The sequence below is a fragment of the Tenacibaculum piscium genome, assembly GCF_021390755.1.
Taxonomy (GTDB): domain Bacteria; phylum Bacteroidota; class Bacteroidia; order Flavobacteriales; family Flavobacteriaceae; genus Polaribacter; species Polaribacter piscius.
The window spans coordinates 360,444-378,499 of the sequence record NZ_JAJGWR010000002.1 but is presented as its reverse complement, the minus strand read 5'-3'; the positions used below and the strand labels follow the sequence as shown (position 1 = coordinate 378,499).

Genomic DNA, 18,056 nt, shown 5'->3' with positions numbered 1-18,056 from the left:
CAAAATAAGATTATTAAAAACCACCTCAATCGAGGTGGTTTTTTTATGCATAAAATTCACTAAATTTGTCAGTAACAAAAAAGGATATAAAAACTAACAAGAACTAACAAAAATTAAACAAGTATATTATGATTAAAGTATTACACTCTTATTGGGCATATATAGTGGTCGGAATATTAATTTATACAGTGGTCAATGCCATTGTAGGATTGGTACAGAAAAAAGAATTTACTCATAAAGAATTTCGTTTAGGGTTATTCAGTTTGATAACCACACATATTCAATTATTACTAGGATTTGTGGTGTATTTTATGGGCGGTTTTCAAGGCGGATTAAGCCAAATGAAAGATGCTCCTGTAAGATTATTAGCTTTAGAACATCCTTTAATGATGATAATTGCGATTGTATTAATTACCGTTGGTTGGTCAAAACATAAGAAACAAGTAAAAAGTGAAGACAAATTTAAAACCTTTGCTATTTTTTACGGAATCGCATTATTGCTGATTTTATCAAGGATTCCTTGGAGTAATTGGATTTAATTCGTTTTAATTGAAATATATAGTCCCGCTTTCGCGGGATTTTTTATTTTTGTATACTATTAAAAAGATACTAATGAAGTTTTTAAGTTATATTATATCGGCAATATTTGCAGTAGTTTTCTTTTCATTACTACTAATTTTTCATCCATTACAATGGTTGGGCTTAAAATTATTTGGTCAAAAAGGACATCAACAGGTCGTGAATATTATGAATTGGTTTTTAATTAAATCATTATTAATTTTAGGAATCCGAGTGGATGTGGAAAATGAGCATGATTTACCAGAAAATACTACTTTAATATTTGTGTCGAATCATCAAAGTACGTTTGATATATCACCAATTATTTGGTATTTTAGAAAGCACAATCCGAAGTTTGTTTCCAAAAAAGAATTAGGAAAAGGAATCCCAAGTATTTCCTTTAATTTAAGACACGGAGGCGCCGCCTTAATCGATAGAAAAGATTCAAGACAAGCATTAACCGAATTGGCAAATTTTTCCAAAAGAATAGCTAAAAATAACTGGTCTGCTGCTATTTTTCCTGAAGGAACACGAAGTAGAAATGGTGAACCAAAATCATTTTCGCCTAATGGTTTAAAAATGATAACAAAACACAATCCTGAAGCTTACATTGTGCCATTAACGATTAATAATTCATGGAAAGTATTTAAGTATGGTAAATTCCCACTAGGTTTAGGAAGTCCTATCAAAATAAAAACACACAAGCCAATAAAAGTAAACAGTTTACCGTTTAATGAGTTAGCAATCAGTGTAGAAAAAACGATTAAAGAAGCAATCGATTGCTAAAATAGAAACAAAACAAACAACAATAAACACCTATAGTATGTCAATACAAAATATCCGAAAGGAAGTAATGAAAACGTTGGAAAAAAATATCGATACTTTTGTTGATAAATTTTTAATACCAGCAGAGAAAATTTGGCAACCAACCGATTTTTTACCAAACTCACAAAAAGATACTTTTATCGCAGAAGTAGAAGAAATTAGAGAATTATCGAAAGAATTAGATGACGATTTTTGGGTCGTTTTAGTAGGCGATACCATTACCGAAGAAGCCTTACCAACCTATGAATCTTGGTTATTAGATTTAGATGGCGTTACCCAACATCCCGATAACGGATGGGCAAAATGGATTCGTGCTTGGACAGCTGAAGAAAACCGTCATGGTGATGTGTTGAATAAATATTTATACCTTTCAGGACGTGTAAATATGCGTGAAGTAGAAATTACCACACAGCATTTAATTACCGATGGTTTTGATATTGGAACGGCAAGTGATCCGTATAAAAACTTCGTATATACGAGTTTTCAAGAATTAGCGACCTATATTTCACACTTAAATGTAGGGAAAATAGCCAGAGAAAAAGGGCATAAATCGTTGGCAAAAATGTCTCGAATTATCGCTGGAGATGAAATGCGTCATCACTTGGCATATACCGAATTTATCAAGCAAATTTTTGCGATTGATCCAAGCGAAATGATGTTGGCTTTTCAACACATGATGAAGCATAAAATCGTGATGCCAGCCTATCATTTAAGACATTCTTTTGAAGCAAAAGGAAGTTTATTTGATGATTTTTCTACTGTTGCACAAAGAGTTGGTGTTTATACAGGTTTTGATTATGTTGATATTATCAGAAAATTAAACACCGCTTGGGAGATTGATAAAATTACAGGATTAACGCCAGAAGCTGAAAAAGCCCGTGATTATTTAATGAAATTACCCGATAGAATGTATCGAATTACCGAACGTATGACAATTCCTGATACAAAGTTCAATTTTAAATGGATGATTCCAGCATAATAAATAAAAAAAATACTATAAAAAGCAATCTTAGGATTGCTTTTTTTATGTAAAAAATATCAAGAAAATTAGTCAAAAATAAATGCATCTTTATCGTTTAAAAATCCAAATTTACGACGGATTTTATCTTGTTTATTTTTATCTATTTCAATAAGTAAAGAAACTTCTTCGCCTGTATTATTTTTAACAATACATTTTCCTTGGCTATCATAACTAACCGAATTTCCGTTGTATTGATGTCCGTTTTCGTCTGTTCCAACCCGATTTACGCCAATGGTATAACTCATGTTTTCAATGGCACGTGCTTTTAATAAACTATCCCAAGCATCAATTCTTGAACTCGGCCAACTAGCAACATATAATAAGATATCATAATTTTCCTGATTTCTTGCCCATGCAGGAAAACGCACATCATAACAAATTAAAGGACAAATTTTCCAACCTTTATACGTTATAATTTTTTTCTGATGTCCTGCTGTAAAAACTTTTTGTTCATCAGCGAGGGTAAATAAATGCTTTTTATCATAATAATCTATTTTTTGAGAAGGATGTACAAATAATAATCGGTTAAAATAAAGTGAATTTTCGCCTTTTTCTTTGATAATAATACTTCCTGTAATAGCACAATTTTTTTCTTTTGCTATTTTTAGCATCCAATTCACCGTATCACCATTCATTGTCTCGGCTAAATGATTTGCTTTGATGCTAAAACCCGTGGTAAACATTTCGGGTAAAATAATCAAGTCGATATCCGAAGAAAGTTTGTTTATTTTTTCTTGGAAATGTAGCCTGTTTATTGTTGGATTTTCCCAAATAATATCCGATTGAATCAGTGCTATTTTAAGTGTATTGTGAGTCGTCATTATTTAAAAAATGAAGTGATTATTCTTCTCAAAAATAAGATAAAATTTGTACTTTGGATTGATTAAAAAAACCGCTATGAATTCCTTTATTTCTGAAACCTTAGAAACCATTTTAAAAACGACAAAATCCTTTGAAAATGTGGTTTTTGTACTTCCATCGCAAAGAGCGGGAGTTTTTGTAAAACAATCTTTTAAAGATAAAATTTTAGCAGGTTTTTTACCTGAAATTCTGAATATTGGAAATTTTGTAGAAGAAATTTCAGAATTAAAGAAAGCTGATGCTGTTCAATTATTATTTCATTTTTATACGATTTATAAAGAAGTTGAACAGCATCCTGTTTCGTTTGATGTTTTTTCGACTTGGGCATTTACCGTGTTACAAGATTTTAATGAAATCGACCAACATTTAATTGATCCGACTAAAATTTTCGTGTATCTGCGAGATATTCATCGCTTAGAAAAATGGTCGGTAAAAGGAGAATTTAAAGAAACCGAACTCATCAAAGACCATTTCTCTTTTATAGAACGATTAGAAAAATTTTACACTATTTTTTATCAATTTTTATTGGAAAATAAAATAGGATATCAAGGTGTTTTGTATCGAGAAGCAACGAAGAAAGTAGCGAGTTTTATCGAAAAAAATCAAGATAAAAAATATTTTTTCATCGGATTTAATGCCTTAAATACTGCCGAAGAATTTTTATTTCAAGAATTTTTATCCGCAGGAAATGCCAACGTATATTGGGATGTTGATAAAACATTTTACCAAGGAAATCATCAAGCGGGAAGTTTTTTAAGAAAATATAAAAAAAACTGGAAATACTATGAAAAAAGCACCAAAAATGAGCTAGAAACTATCAAAAATTATTTTGCAACACCTAAAAATATAGAAGTAATTGGCGCTTCAAAAAATATAACGCAAATAAAACACGCTGGTGAAATTTTATCAAAATTACCAAATTATAACAATACCGCTTTAGTATTGGCTGATGAAACGCTCTTGCCAATTACCTTAAATTCACTACCCGAAAGTGTTAAAGCCATCAATATTACCATGGGATATCCGCTAAAAGATATTCCGACAACAAGCTTGATTTTTGCTATTTTTCAATTATTTATCAATCAAGAAAAATTACAGAAAAAAGACGTAAATGCATTTTATCATAAAGATATTATTCGGTTTGTAAAAGATCCTGCAATTTATAAAATTTTGCAAATTGATGCCCTTGAAAATATTGCCGATACCATCGCTTTGAATATTGTTCAAGAAAATAATACCTTTATAAATAATGCCAAAATAGCTGTTTTTTTCGAAGGATTAGCTCCCGAAATACAACAAATTATGGCAGAAATGTTTAAACCATTTACTACAATTTCCGAATTTTTAGCGCGAATTTTAGCATTAATCAGTGTTTTAAAAGATAAAGCAACCGATTTAGAAAAAGAATATTTATTCCGATTTTATACCGCATTTATGCAATTACAAACCTTGCATATCGAATTTAATTATGTACAAGATTTAAAAACATTACATCAATTTTTTAAACAATTAATACAATCTGAGAGTTTGTCTTTTCAAGGAGAACCTTTGCAAGGATTGCAATTAATGGGTGTTTTAGAAACTCGTATGTTAGACTTCGAAAATGTAATTATTACCTCGGTAAATGAAGGCGTATTACCCGCAAGTAGTCAGCAAAATACGTTCATTCCTTTTGATGTGAAAATAGAATTCGGATTGCCTACTCATAATGAAAAAGAGGCACTTTTTTCGTATCATTTTTTTAGATTATTGCAACGTGCCAAAAATATTTTTATCCTATATAATACCGAACACGATGTTTTTGGAAGCGGTGAAAAAAGTCGTTTTGTAACCCAATTGGAAATGATGCGAACCGATATTATTCAAAAAACAATCAGTCCGAAATTAGTTACAGCGCCTGTTGAATTAAAGGAAATTAAGAAAGATGAAAAAATAGTAGCTTCTTTACAAGAACTTGCCAAAAAAGGTATTTCTCCATCGGCTTTAACCACTTATTTATACAATCCGATAGCTTTTTATAAACAGAAAATTTTAAATATTAGCGAGTTTGAAAATGTAGAAGAAACCATCGCAACAAATACCATGGGAACGGTTGTTCATGATGCACTAAAAGAATTATACAAACCCTTTGTCGGACAGTTTTTAACCGCTGAAAATGTAGCGACAATGCAAGGAAAAACACCCAAAGTAGTAACGTATTATTTTTCAAAACACTTTAAAAATGGTGCTATTTCAACAGGAAAAAATAGGTTGATTTTTGAAGTTGCCAATCGTTTTGTATTGAACTTTTTATCAAAAGAAAAAAAAATAGTTCAAGATGAAAATAATCAACTAAAAATTATCGCAACCGAACAGTATTTAAGTGCCGAAATAAATGTAGAAGGCATCGATTTTCCCATAAAAATACACGGACAAGTCGATAGAATAGACCAATTAAATGGTACACTTCGAATCATCGATTATAAAACAGGACTTGTTGATGCATCAAAATTAAAACTGACTGATTTTGAAAATTTAAGAGATTTAAAATATCATAAAGCCATTCAAGTAATGCTATATGCGTTTTTGTTTACTCAAAATAAACAACTTAGTGCTTTAGAAACTTCAAATAATTTTGAAGCAGGTGTTATATCGTTTAAAAACTTGAAAAGTGGATTTTTAAATATGAATTTTTCACCTAAAAAAGGTGGCGTAGATAATGAAATAACTCCCGAAAGATTAGCCGATTTTATGGATGAAATAAACGAATTTTTAAAAGAAATATTCAATATTGATATTCCTTTTATTGAACCCGCCGATTTGCCATATTAAAAGAATATATCTTGATTAAGGATGCGCATTTACCCAAACTTCCCCATCTTCGAAATATTCTTTTTTCCAAATAGGAACGGTTTCTTTTAAGGTATCAATAGCGAATTGACAGGCATCAAAAGCAGCTTGTCTGTGGGGCGATGAAACCGTAATAATTACAGGAATATCCTGTATTTGTAACAAGCCTTCCGCATGATGAATCGCAATTTTTTTAATGCTAAATTTCGTAAGTGCTAAATCAGCAATTTTTTGCATTTCCTTAATTGCCATCGGTTTATAAGTTGAAAAATCTAACTGAGTAACCTTTTTATGTTGTGTTGAATCTCGAACTGTTCCTACAAAACAAGCAATTCCACCACAAGTATCATCAACTACAAAATTATAACATTCTTGCAAATTTAATGTGTCAGAAGTAATTTTGATAAAAGTGGTATTCATAAAATTAAAATATCTTTAAAATAAGAAAAATAATAAAAAATAATAAAAAAAAGTAAAAGGAGGTAAAAGTAACAAATATATACGTTTATTCCTTCAAATTCTATAAAGCTTCTATAAACGAATCGGATTTAAATAATTATTTTTGTAAATAACAAAACACAGCAAACAACACCTCAAAAAATAGATAAAAAAATATGAAAACACTAAACGATTTTAATTTCAAAAATAAAAAAGCCTTAATTCGTGTAGATTTTAATGTCCCTTTAAATGATGCATTTGAAGTAACAGATGCAACTAGAATTCAAGCAGCAAAATCAACAATTATTAAAGTTTTAGAAGATGGTGGAAGTTGTGTGTTAATGTCGCACTTAGGAAGACCGAAAGGCAAAGAAGAAGCATTCTCATTGCGTCATATTGTTGCTGAAGTAACCAAAATTTTAGGCGTTAAAGTTAAGTTTGTGAACGATTGTATTGGCGATAAAGTTCAACAAGCAGTTGCCAATTTACAAAATGGAGAAATCTTATTATTAGAAAATTTACGTTTTTATTCAGAAGAAAAAGCAGGAGATATTGCCTTTGCTGAAAAGTTATCAAAATGGGGTGATATTTATGTAAATGATGCCTTTGGAACGGCACACAGAGCGCATGCTTCAACAGCAATTATTGCACAATTTTTTCAAGAAAATAAATGTTTTGGAAATTTATTATCAACAGAAATAGAAAGCATTAATAAAGTTTTAAATGATGCAGAAAAACCTGTAACAGCTATTTTAGGAGGCGCAAAAGTATCGTCTAAAATTGGCGTTATTGAAAATATTATCGAAAAAGTAGACCACATTATTGTTGGTGGTGGAATGACTTTTACGTTTATCAAAGCTCTAGGTGGAAACATTGGAAATTCATTAGTTGAAGATGATAAATTAAGTTTAGCATTGGCTATTTTGAAATTAGCAAAAGAAAAAAATACCGAAATACACTTGCCTGTTGATGCCGTAATTGCCGATGCTTTTTCGAATGATGCAAATACGCAAATTGTAGATACTACAAAAATTCCTGATGGTTGGATGGGACTTGATTGTGGACCAAAAACATCAGAAAAATTTGCTGAAGTAATCGCTAAATCTAAAACCATTTTATGGAACGGTCCTTTAGGTGTTTTTGAATTAGATAATTTTTCAAAAGGAACGATTGAACTCGGAAATGCTATTGCAAAAGCAACTGAAAATGGGGCGTTTTCTTTAGTTGGAGGAGGAGATTCTGTAGCCGCTGTAAAACAGTTTGGTTTTGGTGATAAAGTAAGTTACGTATCCACAGGAGGAGGCGCAATGTTAGAAATGTTAGAAGGAAAAACATTACCCGGAATTGAAGCGATTTTAAAATAAGCTATCTTTTTAAGAGCCTGTTTAAATTTCATCTAAAAGAAAAAAATCACTCGAACTGACAGATTCTTTAAAATTTAAACAGGCTCTAAAGTATAGTCGAAAAAATAGAATGCTAATTAAATTGATAAAATGAAATACACAACACTACCAAATACCAATGTAAAAGTTTCTAAAATTTGTTTAGGAACCATGACTTGGGGAAATCAGAATACAGAAAATGATGGACACGAACAAATGGATTATGCTTTAGAACAAGGCGTAAATTTCTTTGATACAGCCGAATTGTATGCTGTTCCAGCAAGTCCTGAAACTTATGGAACTACCGAAAAAATAATCGGTTCTTGGTTTAAGAAAACAGGAAATCGTGATAAAGTAGTGTTGGCAAGTAAAATTGCTGGAGGCGGAGATTATACTAAACATATTCGTACTGGCGGATTTACAAGACAAAATATTATTGATGCCGTTGAAGGAAGTTTAGGACGTTTGCAAACCGATTATCTAGATTTGTATCAATTACATTGGCCTTCTCGTGGCGTAAACTGTTTTGGCGTGCGTGATTATCCGTATCAAACATCAGCAAAAGAAGCCGAAAATCATGTAGAAATCTTAGAAACTTTACATGATTTAATACAACAAGGAAAGATAAAACATATTGGTTTATCCAACGAAACGCCTTGGGGAACAATGCAATATTTGCAAACCTCAGAACAACATAATTTACCAAGAATGAGTACCGTTCAAAATTCATATTCCTTAATTCATAGAGGATACGAAGTTGGAATGAGTGAAGTTTCAATGCGTGAAAATATTGGTTTATTAGCCTATTCTCCACTAGCACAAGGTGTTTTATCAGGGAAATATTTAGATGGAAAACATCCCGAAGGAGCAAGAGGAACGCTCTTTCCACGTTTTATAGCACGTTATATGAACGAAGGTTCGTTAAAAGCAGTTTCCGAATATTTGAAAATTGCCCAAAAATATGATTTAACACTTGCTGAATTATCATTAGCATATATCAACCAATTACCGTTTGTGACCAGTAATATTATCGGTGCAACAAAAATGAGTCAGTTGAAAGAAAATATCAATTCTATAAATATTGATTTATCCGAAGAAATTTTAAATGAAATTGAAGCAGTACACGCATTAATTCCAAATCCTGCTCCATAACTGCACAATAAATTTTTTAAGATTTTTGAGAATATTTTTTAAAAATTTCTAAAATATAAAAAGATGATTTCAGTACAAGAAGCAAAAGAGATAATACTACAAAATACGTTGGATTTTGGAACAGAAGAAATTCCTTTTATGGAATCTGTTGGACGAATTTTAAAAGAAGATATTCTTGCCGATAGAGATTTCCCTCCTTTCAATCGGGTTGCTATGGACGGAATCGCTATCAATTATATTCATTTTAAAAATGGAGAGCGTACTTTTAAAATTGAAGGAATTCAACCTGCAGGAAGCGCACAATTAACCCTGAAAAATTCAGCAAATTGCATTGAAGTAATGACGGGTGCTGTATTACCAAATAATTGCGATACGGTAATCAGATATGAAGATGTTCTTCTCGAAAATGGAATTGCAAAAATTACTATTGATACAATTAATGCAAATCAAAATGTACACCCCAAAGGAAAAGACAAATTACAAAACGATGTTTTAATCCATAAAAACACACTTATTTCTTCTGCTGAAATTGGTGTAATTGCTACGGTTGGTAAATCAACTGTAAAAGTAGCCAAACAGCCTAAAGTAATGATTATTTCTACTGGTGATGAATTAGTTGATGTACATGAAAATCCGCTAGAGTATCAAATTAGAAAATCGAATGTTTATACCTTGGTTTCCTTATTAAAGGAATTACATATTCCTTCAGAAATTGTTCATATTACAGATAGTAAATCAATTTTAAAAGAAAAAATAAGCAACTATTTACAAGAATACGATGTGTTATTATGTAGCGGTGCAGTTAGTAAAGGTAAATTTGATTTTTTACCCGAAGTATTTGCTGAATTAGGTGTTGATAAATTATTTCATAAAGTAGCGCAACGCCCAGGAAAACCTTTCTGGTTCGGACGCATAGCGTCTTTAGGCATTAGTGAGCAGGATATTTATCCAAAACTTAAAAAAAATGATGCAATTGTCTTTGCTTTTCCTGGAAATCCAATTTCTACTTTTGTAAATTGTTTGGTTTATTTTTATGATTGGTATTATAAATCAATCGGAAATAAAGAAGATAAACAATTTGCTGTTCTTTCTGAAAATATTATTTTTAAACCCAATCTTACGTACTTTTTACAAGTTAAATTAGAAAACGTAAACGGACAAATGCTAGCAACTCCAATAAAAGCAAATGGTTCTGGAGATTTAGCTAGTTTAGTAAATGCTGATGGATTTATAGAAATACCAGCAACTGAACAAATCGATTTTAAAAAAGGAGATTTATTTCCTTTCATTAGATATAAAAAATAAAATAATGAGCAACTTTACCCATATAAATGAGCAGAATCAACCTAAAATGGTCAATGTTTCTGATAAAAAAATTACCAAACGAACTGCGATTGCAAAAGCAACCATGTTTTTGGGTTCAGAAATTATTGCTCATTTTAAAAATAATGATGTAATCACCAAAAAAGGACCTGTTTTTCAAACGGCAATTATTGCAGGGATTCAAGCGGTAAAAAAAACGTCAGATATTATTCCCATGTGTCATCCTTTATTAATTAACGGCGTAGATATTGACATCAATATTATTGATAATGAACATTTAGAAGTGTTTTGTAAAGTTACTATCGAAGGAAAAACTGGCGTGGAAATGGAAGCTTTAACAGGCGCATCGGCAACTTGTTTAACCATTTATGATATGTGTAAGGCGATCAATCAAAAAATGATTATTAAAGAAATAAAGTTACTAGAAAAAACTGGTGGTAAATCTGATATTAAAAGCGCTTAAAATGGAGAAAAAACATCAAAAACACGCAAAAATTACTAAAAAACAAAATGATACTTTCGCTACAAATGAAGTAGCTATTTTAGGAACAAATTGCGGTATAATTGCCAATTTAGTACAGAATGTTTCTTTAAAATTATCAAATTATAATTTAGCCTATTTTGATGCTTCTCATGCCAAAGATGTTGCTCAAAATACACTAACCGAATACACGTTTCATCAGCAAGGAAATTTAGAAATTAAGACCACAAGTTCTGTTAATAAATTTGAACAACGCTTGCAATTTATAAATCATGATTTGGTGTTTATCAACGGAAATCATTATCAAGGAGCCAAGCAAATTTTAATTTTAGATACCGAAAAAGAAGCGTCTATTGAAAAAAGATTAGACCAAATAACCAACATTCAATTTATTATAAAACGTACTTCGGATGTTCCTTATTTTGATTGCTTACTTGAAAAATTTCCACAGATAAAAAATATAACTTGTTACGAAATTGATGAAATTGATAAAATTACACAACATATTGAAAATGTAATCAAAGAACATATTGCACCTGTAAAAGGTTTGGTTTTGGTTGGCGGAAAAAGTACCCGCATGGGAACGGATAAATCGGTGTTGGAATATTACGGAAAACCGCAAAAACAACACGCTAAAGAATTGTTAGAAAGTACTCTTTTAGAAACTTTTTATTCGGTACAAGCTTCTTCGGTACAAGCTTCTTCGGATGAAATTCAGGATACTTTTTTAAATTTAGGCCCTTTTAGTGGGGTTTGTTCTGCCTTTCAAAAAGACCCTAATTCGGCTTGGTTGGTACTTGCTACGGATGTTCCTTTTGTTGATAAATCGCTTATTAAATTATTGTTAGAAAAAAGAAATCCTAGTAAAATAGCTACGGCTATTAAAGGAAAAAACAGGGAGTTTCCTGAGCCTTTAATTACTATTTATGAGCCAAAAGCATACACTAAATTATTGCAATATATTGCTCAAGGATATTCATGCCCTCGAAAAATGTTAATTAATTCTGATATTGAAATAGTGGAAGTTGATGATGATTTGATTCGAAATATTAACACGCCTGAAGAGTTTGAAATGGCAAAAAAAATGCTTGAAATTTAGCAAAAAAGCGAGTGCGCAAAGCGGGAAATTGCTTCTAATAAAAATTTTATAACTAAAAACAGCCCATCTTAATAAGATGGGCTGTTGATTTGAATTTGTTTACTTTTTAGCTTTTAATGTGCCTCTTTAATTCTTGAATTTTAGCTTTCTTTCAATAGCTTCAATCATAATATTGGCAATATCTAACCCTGTTGCCGCTTCAATACCTTCTAATCCTGGTGATGAATTTACCTCTAATAATAAAGGTCCTTTGTTAGAGCGTATAATATCGACTCCTGCTACAGGAAGATCTAAAACTTTTGCTGCTTTGATGGCTAATTTTCGTTCTTCGGAAGTAATTTTAACTTTAGATGCCGATCCTCCTTGATGAATATTTGCTCTAAACTCCCCTTTTTCTGCTTGTCGTTGCATCGATGCTACCACTTTTCCGTTCACTACAAAACAGCGTAAATCTTGTCCGTTGGCTTCTTTGATAAATTCTTGAACAAGAATATTGGTTTTAACACTTTTAAAAGCGTTAATTACACTTTCTGCGGCTTTGGTGGTTTCTGCTAAAACAACGCCTTTTCCTTGGGTACTTTCTAATAATTTAATGATTAGCGGTGCTCCGTTTACCATTTTTATTAAATCTTTAGTATCTAAAGGTGAATTTGCAAAACCTGTAATAGGAACTTGGATATCGTTTTTAGCAAATAATTGGGTCGCTAATAATTTATCTCTTGATTGATTAATTGCATCCGCAGAGTTTAAACAATAAGCGCCCATCGCATCAAATTGACGGATTAAAGCACAGGCATAAAAGGTTACTGAGGGTTTAATACGAGGAATAATCGCATCAAATTCATCTATAATATTTCCGCCTCTGTAGCGTATTTGAGGTTCTTTGGCATCAAACTTCATATAGGCTTGCTGCACATTTAAAAAGACCATTTCATGTCCTCTTGCACGCCCTGCTTCCATAATACGTTTGTTGCTAAATAACAAAGGATTACTGGCTAATAAGGCTATTTTTAAACCTGTTTTTTCTTTTTTAAAAGCAGCGTATTTTTCATCAATATCTCCTTCACTAAAGGCTGGAAGCAAATATGTTTCTGATGGATTTACTAAATAACCGTTTGACAAGGCTTCACGTCCTAATAGCATTCGAAACTCCATAGAATCTCGGTTGGCAAGGGTTAATTCGATATCAAAAGTAGCTTCACCTAAAGTTACAGGAGCTTTTATTACAAGGCGTTCTTCGGATATTCCAGTAGAACTTTTAATAGAACGTTTTGCATGTACTTTTGATTCACAAGCAATACTGATACTTCTATTTTCTTGTAATGGATTTACCTCAAAACGAACCCATTCTTCAGTTCCCTTAAAGAAAGGAGTGATATTATTTGCTTGTATCGAGGAGGTTTTTGCACCTGAATCTACTCGTGCTTTTATGGCTGGAATACTAAAATTTTCGAACGAACACCATTCTTCGCTTCCTACTATTTTTAAATTATTCAATGTAATATCTTATTTAAAGTAAATGGTTAATTTTTTTTTTATTTCTAGGTATCAATAATAATGATTTTTAAAATACAAAACTTCCTTTAAAAAAAAAAATAACCAACAATTAATTTACGTTTATTTTCATTTTTTTTGAAACAAAAATCTCTTTATTGATGCTTTAACAACTATTTTAATTGATAATTCAATGGTTATTTTATAGCATATTATTGTGCAATGTTTATTGGTTGTTAAGTTCTTATATTTTTAATTATCTTATTGATTTTTAGTATTTTAGTTGTTTTTTTGATGTTTTAAAAAATGTAGATAAAAGAACTATCGTGCTATAATTGAATAGTATCGTTCAATAATTAGTTCTTTTTAATGCTGTAGATTTGGCATATACTAAATAATTAAAAATTGGATTTAAAAGAACTTTTAAAAAAAACAGCATCAAAAGCAATCTTTCTTTTAAAAGAAGAAAATGGAGAAGCTGAGGTGATTGATTTTTATCCTAAAGAAAATGATTTAGGAGATTTACAAGATAAAATGATTGTGTTTCAAACGCTTATTTTTAATATGAGTAATCATTTTTTTAATACTTTTTTTAACACTGTTTTAAAACAAATCAGGCTAAAATCGGATGATGAAAATATATTAATTGTTAAACATAATGGCTATATATTATTTTTCTTATCAGATAAAAAAATAAATACAGGATTGCTAGAAATTACGCTAAAGAAAGAATTTTAAGATTAGACTATAAATAAACTATAAACCAAAAAACCAAAAAAAAATGCAACAAATTTTAGATAATTTAGTTAAAAATGTAAGAGAAGATATTCCTGGATATATCGCAATTAGTATTGCTGAAATGGCTTCTGGAGAATCACTTATTTCACATTCTTCTCAGGCTGATTTTGATCCTGCTTTAGCCTGTGCTTATAATGTAGAGATAATCAATGCAAAGCGTAAAGCAATCAGTACCTTAGGATTGGGGGAGGACATCAAAGATGTTTACTTTAATTTAGAAAATCAAATACATATTATTAATTTATCGCCAACTGGTGACTATTTTATTTATTTAGCGGTAGATTCTAAAAAGGCAAATTTAGCACTTACCAGAACCTTATTAAGTCGCCACAAAAAAGAATTAGATAATGAACTATAGTGATGTATATAACGATGTAAACATAAAAAAATATACTTTTGATAGCGAGTTTACAAATTATATAACTTTGTATCAAGATATTTATAAACGCAAAGTTTTACAAATTATTCCTGAAATAAAACAACCTATAATTTCAGAAATAATAGAAGAAATTGCTCCCCAAATAACAGCAAATATAATCTCAGAAAAGAAAGAAACTCCTGCGCCTCAAAAAAGAGATATCAAGAAAATATTAGAAGATTTCTTTTTTACTCCTAGATATGACAATGTTTTGGATGCTCTAAAATTAGGAAGTAATTAAATATTTAAAAAAAACTAAGAAGTATAAATCAAAAAAATCGAGAAGAAATTCTCGATTTTTTTTGTACTCGAGGCGGGAATCGAACCCGCACTTCCGAAAAAACTGGATTTTGAATCCAGCGCGTCTACCAATTCCGCCACTCGAGCATTATTATTTTATCTGATAAATTTTATCGAAATAAAATAAGGTAATTTTAGGTATGCAAATCTATAATTTTTTTTAATTAATTCGGCTAAAATAACTTTTAAACTCTTAAAATAGTTTTACTTTTGCACTAACAACAACATTAACTTTAAAGAATATTTTCTAAATGCCTATAGATCAATTAAGTCCAAAAATTTTTGCGTGTTCACAAAGTACAGAACTTGCTAAAGAAATTGCTAAAGAGTACGGAATACCACTAGGAAATGTAACAACAACACATTTTAGCGACGGTGAATTTCAACCAGCGTTTGAAGAATCTATTCGAGGAAGAAGAATATTTTTGATTGGATCTACGTTTCCATCAGCAGATAATTTAATGGAAATGTTATTGATGTGTGATGCAGCTAAACGTGCTTCTGCAAGGCATATTACCGCTGTGATGCCTTATTTTGGATGGGCACGTCAAGACAGAAAAGACAAACCTCGTGTAGCTATTGGTGCTAAATTAGTGGCAAAATTACTAGAATCAGCAGGTGCTACCAGAATTATGACTATGGATTTACATGCAGATCAAATTCAAGGATTTTTTGAAAAACCTGTAGATCATTTATTTGGTTCTACTATTTTCCTTCCATATGTAAAAAGCTTAAAATTAGATAATTTAACCATTGCTTCACCTGATATGGGTGGTTCAAAAAGAGCTTATGCGTATTCTAAATTTTTAGAAAGTGATGTAGTAATTTGTTATAAGCAACGTCAAAAAGCCAACGTAATCGCTTACATGGAATTAATTGGCGAGGTAAAAGGTAAAAATGTAATTCTTGTGGATGATATGATTGACACAGGAGGAACGCTTACCAAAGCTGCCGATTTAATGATGGAAAGAGGTGCTTTAAGTGTGCGTGCAATTTGTACACATCCTATTCTTTCAGGTGATGCGTACGAAAGAATTCAAAACTCTAAGTTAACGGAATTGATTGTTTCAAATACAATTCCATTAAAAAAGAGTGTGTCTAAAATAAAAGTGGTAAATTGCGCCTCTTTATTTGCTGATGTGATGCGTAAAGTTCATAATAACGTGTCAATTAGCGATGAATTTTTAATGTAAATAATTAATTAATAAAAACAAAGTAATGAAATCAATTACAATCAACGGATCAAAAAGAGAAAGCGTAGGTAAAAAAGCAACAAAAGCCTTACGTAATGCTGGAAAGGTTCCTTGCGTATTATACGGAGGAGACGAGCTTGTACACTTTTCAGCAACTGAAAAATTATTCAAGCCTTTAGTATTTACTCCAGATGTATTTACTGCTACGATTGAATTAGATGGTGTAAAATATAATGCTGTTTTACAAGATATCCAATTTCACCCTGTAACCGATGCTATTTTACACGTAGATTTTTATCAAATATTTGATGATAAAGAACTTACGATGGATATTCCTGTACATTTAGTAGGAGTAGCAAAAGGTATTATGTTAGGAGGGGCGTTACGTCACAACTTACGTAAGTTAAAAGTAAAAGCGTTACCAGCTAATTTACCTGACTTTATTGAAGCAGAAATTACTGAATTAGCAATTGGTAGTAAATTATATGTTACTGAGTTAAGAAATGATAAGTATACCTTATTACACCCAGATAACACTGTAGTTGCCCAAGTACGTATGTCTCGTAATGCAGCGAAAGCAGCAGCAGAAGGAGATGAAGCAGAAGCTTAAAAACATGCTATAGTTTTACTATAAATAAAAAAAGCGTTACATTATGTGTAACGCTTTTTCTATTTTTGAAATTTAATGTTAACATTTTTTAGAAATAACTCTGATGAAAAAATTTTTAATTGTAGGTTTAGGAAATATTGGAGAACAATACCACAATACACGTCATAATATAGGTTTTAAAATAGTCGATGCTTTTGTAAAAGAACACGATGCTAATTTTGAAACCGAAAAATTAGGTGACATTGCAAAACTAAAAATCAAAGGAAAAACTGTCATCGTTTTAAAACCGAGTACTTATATGAATTTAAGTGGAAAAGCGGTTATGTATTGGATGCAACAAGAAAATATTCAAGTTGAAAACCTATTAATAATCACCGATGATTTGAATATTGATTTCGGAAAACTTCGCATCAAACCAAAAGGAAGTTCAGGCGGACATAATGGTTTAAAAGATATTCAAGCAAAATTTAATACAGGCGCATATCCACGTTTTCGCTTCGGAGTTGGGGCCGATTATGGCAGAGGTCGTCAAGTAGATTATGTTTTAGGACAATGGAGCAAAGAGGAAGAAAGTGAATTAATTGAACGTATTCCAACTTCTGTAAACGCTGTTACTTCTTTTATCACGGGAGGAATGGCAAATACCATGAATGAATTTAACGGCAAATAAACTTAGAATATATTATTTTCTAGGCTTATTTTTTGATAAAAATTATTTATAATTATTATAAATAAAGAGTTGTTTTTTAAAAATTAGTATTATTTTTGATGTCTAAATACTTGACTATGAAAATACTACTACTATTCTCTTTTTTAATCTTTTCTAGTTGTTTTGATACTGGCTGTGTAGGAGGTGAAAGTTTTAAATCATCCTACGAACCTGTAATTATCAAAAGAGCTGATTTAAACACTTCTATTGTTTTTCAAGATGCAGAAGTAATGAGTGAATCGTCTAAAATTTACATTTTTGACAATTATATTTTTATCAACGATAAAAGAAAAGGCTTTCATATTTTTGATAATTCAGATCCAAAAAATCCCATCAAAAAGAAATTTTTAAAAATACCAGGCGCAACCGATATTGCTATCAGAAACAATACTTTTTTTATCAACCAAGCAACCGATTTAGTTTCGTTAAGTATTGATTTGAAAACCTTTAATTTCAAGATTAATAAACGATTAGAAAATGTTTTTCCGAAATTAGAATCACCAGATGGTTTTTATGAATCGGTTAAAAATGAAGAAATTATTGTTAATTGGACACAAAAATAAAG

At 30.8% G+C, this 18,056-nt stretch carries 19 protein-coding genes and 1 tRNA gene; 16 read left to right on the top strand and 4 right to left on the bottom strand.

Features of this window, described 5'->3' with window-relative positions; translation table 11 throughout:
- Nucleotides 1-131: 131 nt before the first annotated feature.
- The 3 genes from L0U72_RS05815 to L0U72_RS05805 all read left to right on the top strand — a co-directional run bounded on the left by L0U72_RS05815 (nt 132) and on the right by L0U72_RS05805 (nt 2,362).
- Nucleotides 132-539 carry a hypothetical protein gene (locus L0U72_RS05815; RefSeq protein ID WP_101918663.1) on the top strand — a complete coding sequence of 136 codons (408 nt, stop codon included), beginning with the start codon at nt 132-134 and terminating at the stop codon, nt 537-539.
- 73 nt (nt 540-612) lie between these two features.
- Nucleotides 613-1,344 carry a lysophospholipid acyltransferase family protein gene (locus L0U72_RS05810; RefSeq protein WP_233883116.1) on the top strand — a complete coding sequence of 244 codons (732 nt, stop codon included), beginning with the start codon at nt 613-615 and terminating at the stop codon, nt 1,342-1,344.
- A 37-nt stretch (nt 1,345-1,381) separates the two neighbouring features.
- On the top strand, nt 1,382-2,362 hold the full coding sequence (locus tag L0U72_RS05805) for an acyl-ACP desaturase (protein ID WP_101918440.1): 981 nt from the start codon (nt 1,382-1,384) through the stop codon (nt 2,360-2,362).
- A gap of 68 nt (nt 2,363-2,430) precedes the next feature.
- On the opposite strand, the gene L0U72_RS05800 is transcribed toward L0U72_RS05805, so the two are convergent.
- Entirely contained in the window at nt 2,431-3,225 is a 795-nt protein-coding gene (locus tag L0U72_RS05800) for an amidohydrolase (RefSeq protein WP_233898643.1), read from the bottom strand.
- Nucleotides 3,226-3,301: 76 nt separating this feature from the next.
- On the opposite strand from L0U72_RS05800, the gene L0U72_RS05795 reads away from it, so the two are divergent.
- Entirely contained in the window at nt 3,302-6,076 is a 2,775-nt protein-coding gene (locus L0U72_RS05795; protein WP_233898642.1) for a PD-(D/E)XK nuclease family protein, read from the top strand.
- A gap of 15 nt (nt 6,077-6,091) precedes the next feature.
- On the opposite strand, the gene L0U72_RS05790 is transcribed toward L0U72_RS05795, so the two are convergent.
- Entirely contained in the window at nt 6,092-6,514 is a 423-nt protein-coding gene (locus tag L0U72_RS05790; RefSeq protein WP_101918437.1) for a molybdenum cofactor biosynthesis protein MoaE, read from the bottom strand.
- A gap of 194 nt (nt 6,515-6,708) precedes the next feature.
- Between L0U72_RS05790 and L0U72_RS05785 the strand changes: the two genes are divergently transcribed.
- The 5 genes from L0U72_RS05785 (at nt 6,709) to L0U72_RS05765 (ending at nt 11,969) form a co-directional block, all read left to right on the top strand.
- Nucleotides 6,709-7,896 carry a phosphoglycerate kinase gene (locus tag L0U72_RS05785; RefSeq protein ID WP_233898641.1) on the top strand — a complete coding sequence of 396 codons (1,188 nt, stop codon included), beginning with the start codon at nt 6,709-6,711 and terminating at the stop codon, nt 7,894-7,896.
- Between the two features lie 129 nt (nt 7,897-8,025).
- Nucleotides 8,026-9,066, top strand: coding sequence for an aldo/keto reductase (locus L0U72_RS05780; RefSeq protein WP_233898640.1), 1,041 nt, complete (start codon nt 8,026-8,028; stop codon nt 9,064-9,066).
- Between the two features lie 63 nt (nt 9,067-9,129).
- The gene (locus tag L0U72_RS05775) at nt 9,130-10,371 is read left to right on the top strand and encodes a molybdopterin molybdotransferase MoeA (protein WP_233898639.1); all 1,242 of its coding nucleotides are present in this window, start codon (nt 9,130-9,132) and stop codon (nt 10,369-10,371) included.
- Nucleotides 10,372-10,375: 4 nt separating this feature from the next.
- Entirely contained in the window at nt 10,376-10,852 is a 477-nt protein-coding gene (gene moaC / locus L0U72_RS05770; RefSeq protein WP_233898638.1) for a cyclic pyranopterin monophosphate synthase MoaC, read from the top strand.
- Between the two features lies 1 nt (nt 10,853).
- A complete protein-coding gene (locus L0U72_RS05765; RefSeq protein WP_233898637.1) occupies nt 10,854-11,969 on the top strand; it encodes an NTP transferase domain-containing protein in 1,116 nt (371 codons plus the stop codon).
- A gap of 126 nt (nt 11,970-12,095) precedes the next feature.
- Here L0U72_RS05765 and rimK read toward each other — a convergent pair whose 3' ends face one another.
- Nucleotides 12,096-13,466 carry a 30S ribosomal protein S6--L-glutamate ligase gene (gene rimK / locus L0U72_RS05760; protein WP_233883102.1) on the bottom strand — a complete coding sequence of 457 codons (1,371 nt, stop codon included), beginning with the start codon at nt 13,464-13,466 and terminating at the stop codon, nt 12,096-12,098.
- Between the two features lie 402 nt (nt 13,467-13,868).
- Between rimK and L0U72_RS05755 the strand changes: the two genes are divergently transcribed.
- Genes L0U72_RS05755 through L0U72_RS05745 form a run of 3 tightly spaced genes read left to right on the top strand, consistent with a single transcriptional unit; the run spans nt 13,869 to nt 14,920 of the window.
- Nucleotides 13,869-14,201, top strand: a complete 333-nt coding sequence (locus L0U72_RS05755) for a hypothetical protein (RefSeq protein WP_101918430.1) — start codon at nt 13,869-13,871, stop codon at nt 14,199-14,201.
- Nucleotides 14,202-14,244: 43 nt separating this feature from the next.
- Nucleotides 14,245-14,619: a hypothetical protein gene (locus tag L0U72_RS05750; protein WP_233883100.1), complete on the top strand. Its 375-nt coding sequence runs from the start codon at nt 14,245-14,247 to the stop codon at nt 14,617-14,619.
- Entirely contained in the window at nt 14,609-14,920 is a 312-nt protein-coding gene (locus L0U72_RS05745; RefSeq protein WP_233898636.1) for a hypothetical protein, read from the top strand. Before L0U72_RS05750 ends, L0U72_RS05745 begins: the two co-directional genes overlap by 11 nt.
- Before the next feature lie 64 nt (nt 14,921-14,984).
- On the opposite strand, the gene L0U72_RS05740 is transcribed toward L0U72_RS05745, so the two are convergent.
- Nucleotides 14,985-15,066 (bottom strand) — tRNA-Leu (locus tag L0U72_RS05740).
- A gap of 164 nt (nt 15,067-15,230) precedes the next feature.
- Between L0U72_RS05740 and L0U72_RS05735 the strand changes: the two genes are divergently transcribed.
- From L0U72_RS05735 to L0U72_RS05720, 4 genes are all read left to right on the top strand, one after another.
- Nucleotides 15,231-16,172: a ribose-phosphate pyrophosphokinase gene (locus L0U72_RS05735; protein ID WP_233897544.1), complete on the top strand. Its 942-nt coding sequence runs from the start codon at nt 15,231-15,233 to the stop codon at nt 16,170-16,172.
- A 25-nt stretch (nt 16,173-16,197) separates the two neighbouring features.
- Complete coding sequence (locus L0U72_RS05730; protein ID WP_233883094.1) at nt 16,198-16,782, top strand: 50S ribosomal protein L25/general stress protein Ctc; 585 nt, start codon at nt 16,198-16,200, stop codon at nt 16,780-16,782.
- Nucleotides 16,783-16,885: 103 nt separating this feature from the next.
- Entirely contained in the window at nt 16,886-17,452 is a 567-nt protein-coding gene (gene pth, locus L0U72_RS05725; protein WP_233898635.1) for an aminoacyl-tRNA hydrolase, read from the top strand.
- 116 nt (nt 17,453-17,568) lie between these two features.
- Nucleotides 17,569-18,054: a hypothetical protein gene (locus L0U72_RS05720; protein ID WP_233861718.1), complete on the top strand. Its 486-nt coding sequence runs from the start codon at nt 17,569-17,571 to the stop codon at nt 18,052-18,054.
- Nucleotides 18,055-18,056: the final 2 nt, after the last annotated feature.

What these genes read in the sequence shown, in the direction of transcription:
- L0U72_RS05800 (WP_233898643.1), bottom strand. Translation starts at nt 3,225, where the DNA reads ATGACGACTCACAATACACTTAAAATAGCACTGATTCAATCGGATATT.
- L0U72_RS05790 (WP_101918437.1), bottom strand. Translation starts at nt 6,514, where the DNA reads ATGAATACCACTTTTATCAAAATTACTTCTGACACATTAAATTTGCAA.
- L0U72_RS05810 (WP_233883116.1), top strand. Translation starts at nt 613, where the DNA reads ATGAAGTTTTTAAGTTATATTATATCGGCAATATTTGCAGTAGTTTTC.
- pth (WP_233898635.1), top strand. Translation starts at nt 16,886, where the DNA reads ATGAAAAAATTTTTAATTGTAGGTTTAGGAAATATTGGAGAACAATAC.
- L0U72_RS05785 (WP_233898641.1), top strand. Translation starts at nt 6,709, where the DNA reads ATGAAAACACTAAACGATTTTAATTTCAAAAATAAAAAAGCCTTAATT.
- L0U72_RS05765 (WP_233898637.1), top strand. Translation starts at nt 10,854, where the DNA reads ATGGAGAAAAAACATCAAAAACACGCAAAAATTACTAAAAAACAAAAT.
- moaC (WP_233898638.1), top strand. Translation starts at nt 10,376, where the DNA reads ATGAGCAACTTTACCCATATAAATGAGCAGAATCAACCTAAAATGGTC.
- L0U72_RS05750 (WP_233883100.1), top strand. Translation starts at nt 14,245, where the DNA reads ATGCAACAAATTTTAGATAATTTAGTTAAAAATGTAAGAGAAGATATT.
- L0U72_RS05775 (WP_233898639.1), top strand. Translation starts at nt 9,130, where the DNA reads ATGATTTCAGTACAAGAAGCAAAAGAGATAATACTACAAAATACGTTG.
- L0U72_RS05730 (WP_233883094.1), top strand. Translation starts at nt 16,198, where the DNA reads ATGAAATCAATTACAATCAACGGATCAAAAAGAGAAAGCGTAGGTAAA.
- L0U72_RS05780 (WP_233898640.1), top strand. Translation starts at nt 8,026, where the DNA reads ATGAAATACACAACACTACCAAATACCAATGTAAAAGTTTCTAAAATT.
- L0U72_RS05795 (WP_233898642.1), top strand. Translation starts at nt 3,302, where the DNA reads ATGAATTCCTTTATTTCTGAAACCTTAGAAACCATTTTAAAAACGACA.
- L0U72_RS05735 (WP_233897544.1), top strand. Translation starts at nt 15,231, where the DNA reads ATGCCTATAGATCAATTAAGTCCAAAAATTTTTGCGTGTTCACAAAGT.
- L0U72_RS05745 (WP_233898636.1), top strand. Translation starts at nt 14,609, where the DNA reads ATGAACTATAGTGATGTATATAACGATGTAAACATAAAAAAATATACT.
- L0U72_RS05720 (WP_233861718.1), top strand. Translation starts at nt 17,569, where the DNA reads ATGAAAATACTACTACTATTCTCTTTTTTAATCTTTTCTAGTTGTTTT.
- L0U72_RS05805 (WP_101918440.1), top strand. Translation starts at nt 1,382, where the DNA reads ATGTCAATACAAAATATCCGAAAGGAAGTAATGAAAACGTTGGAAAAA.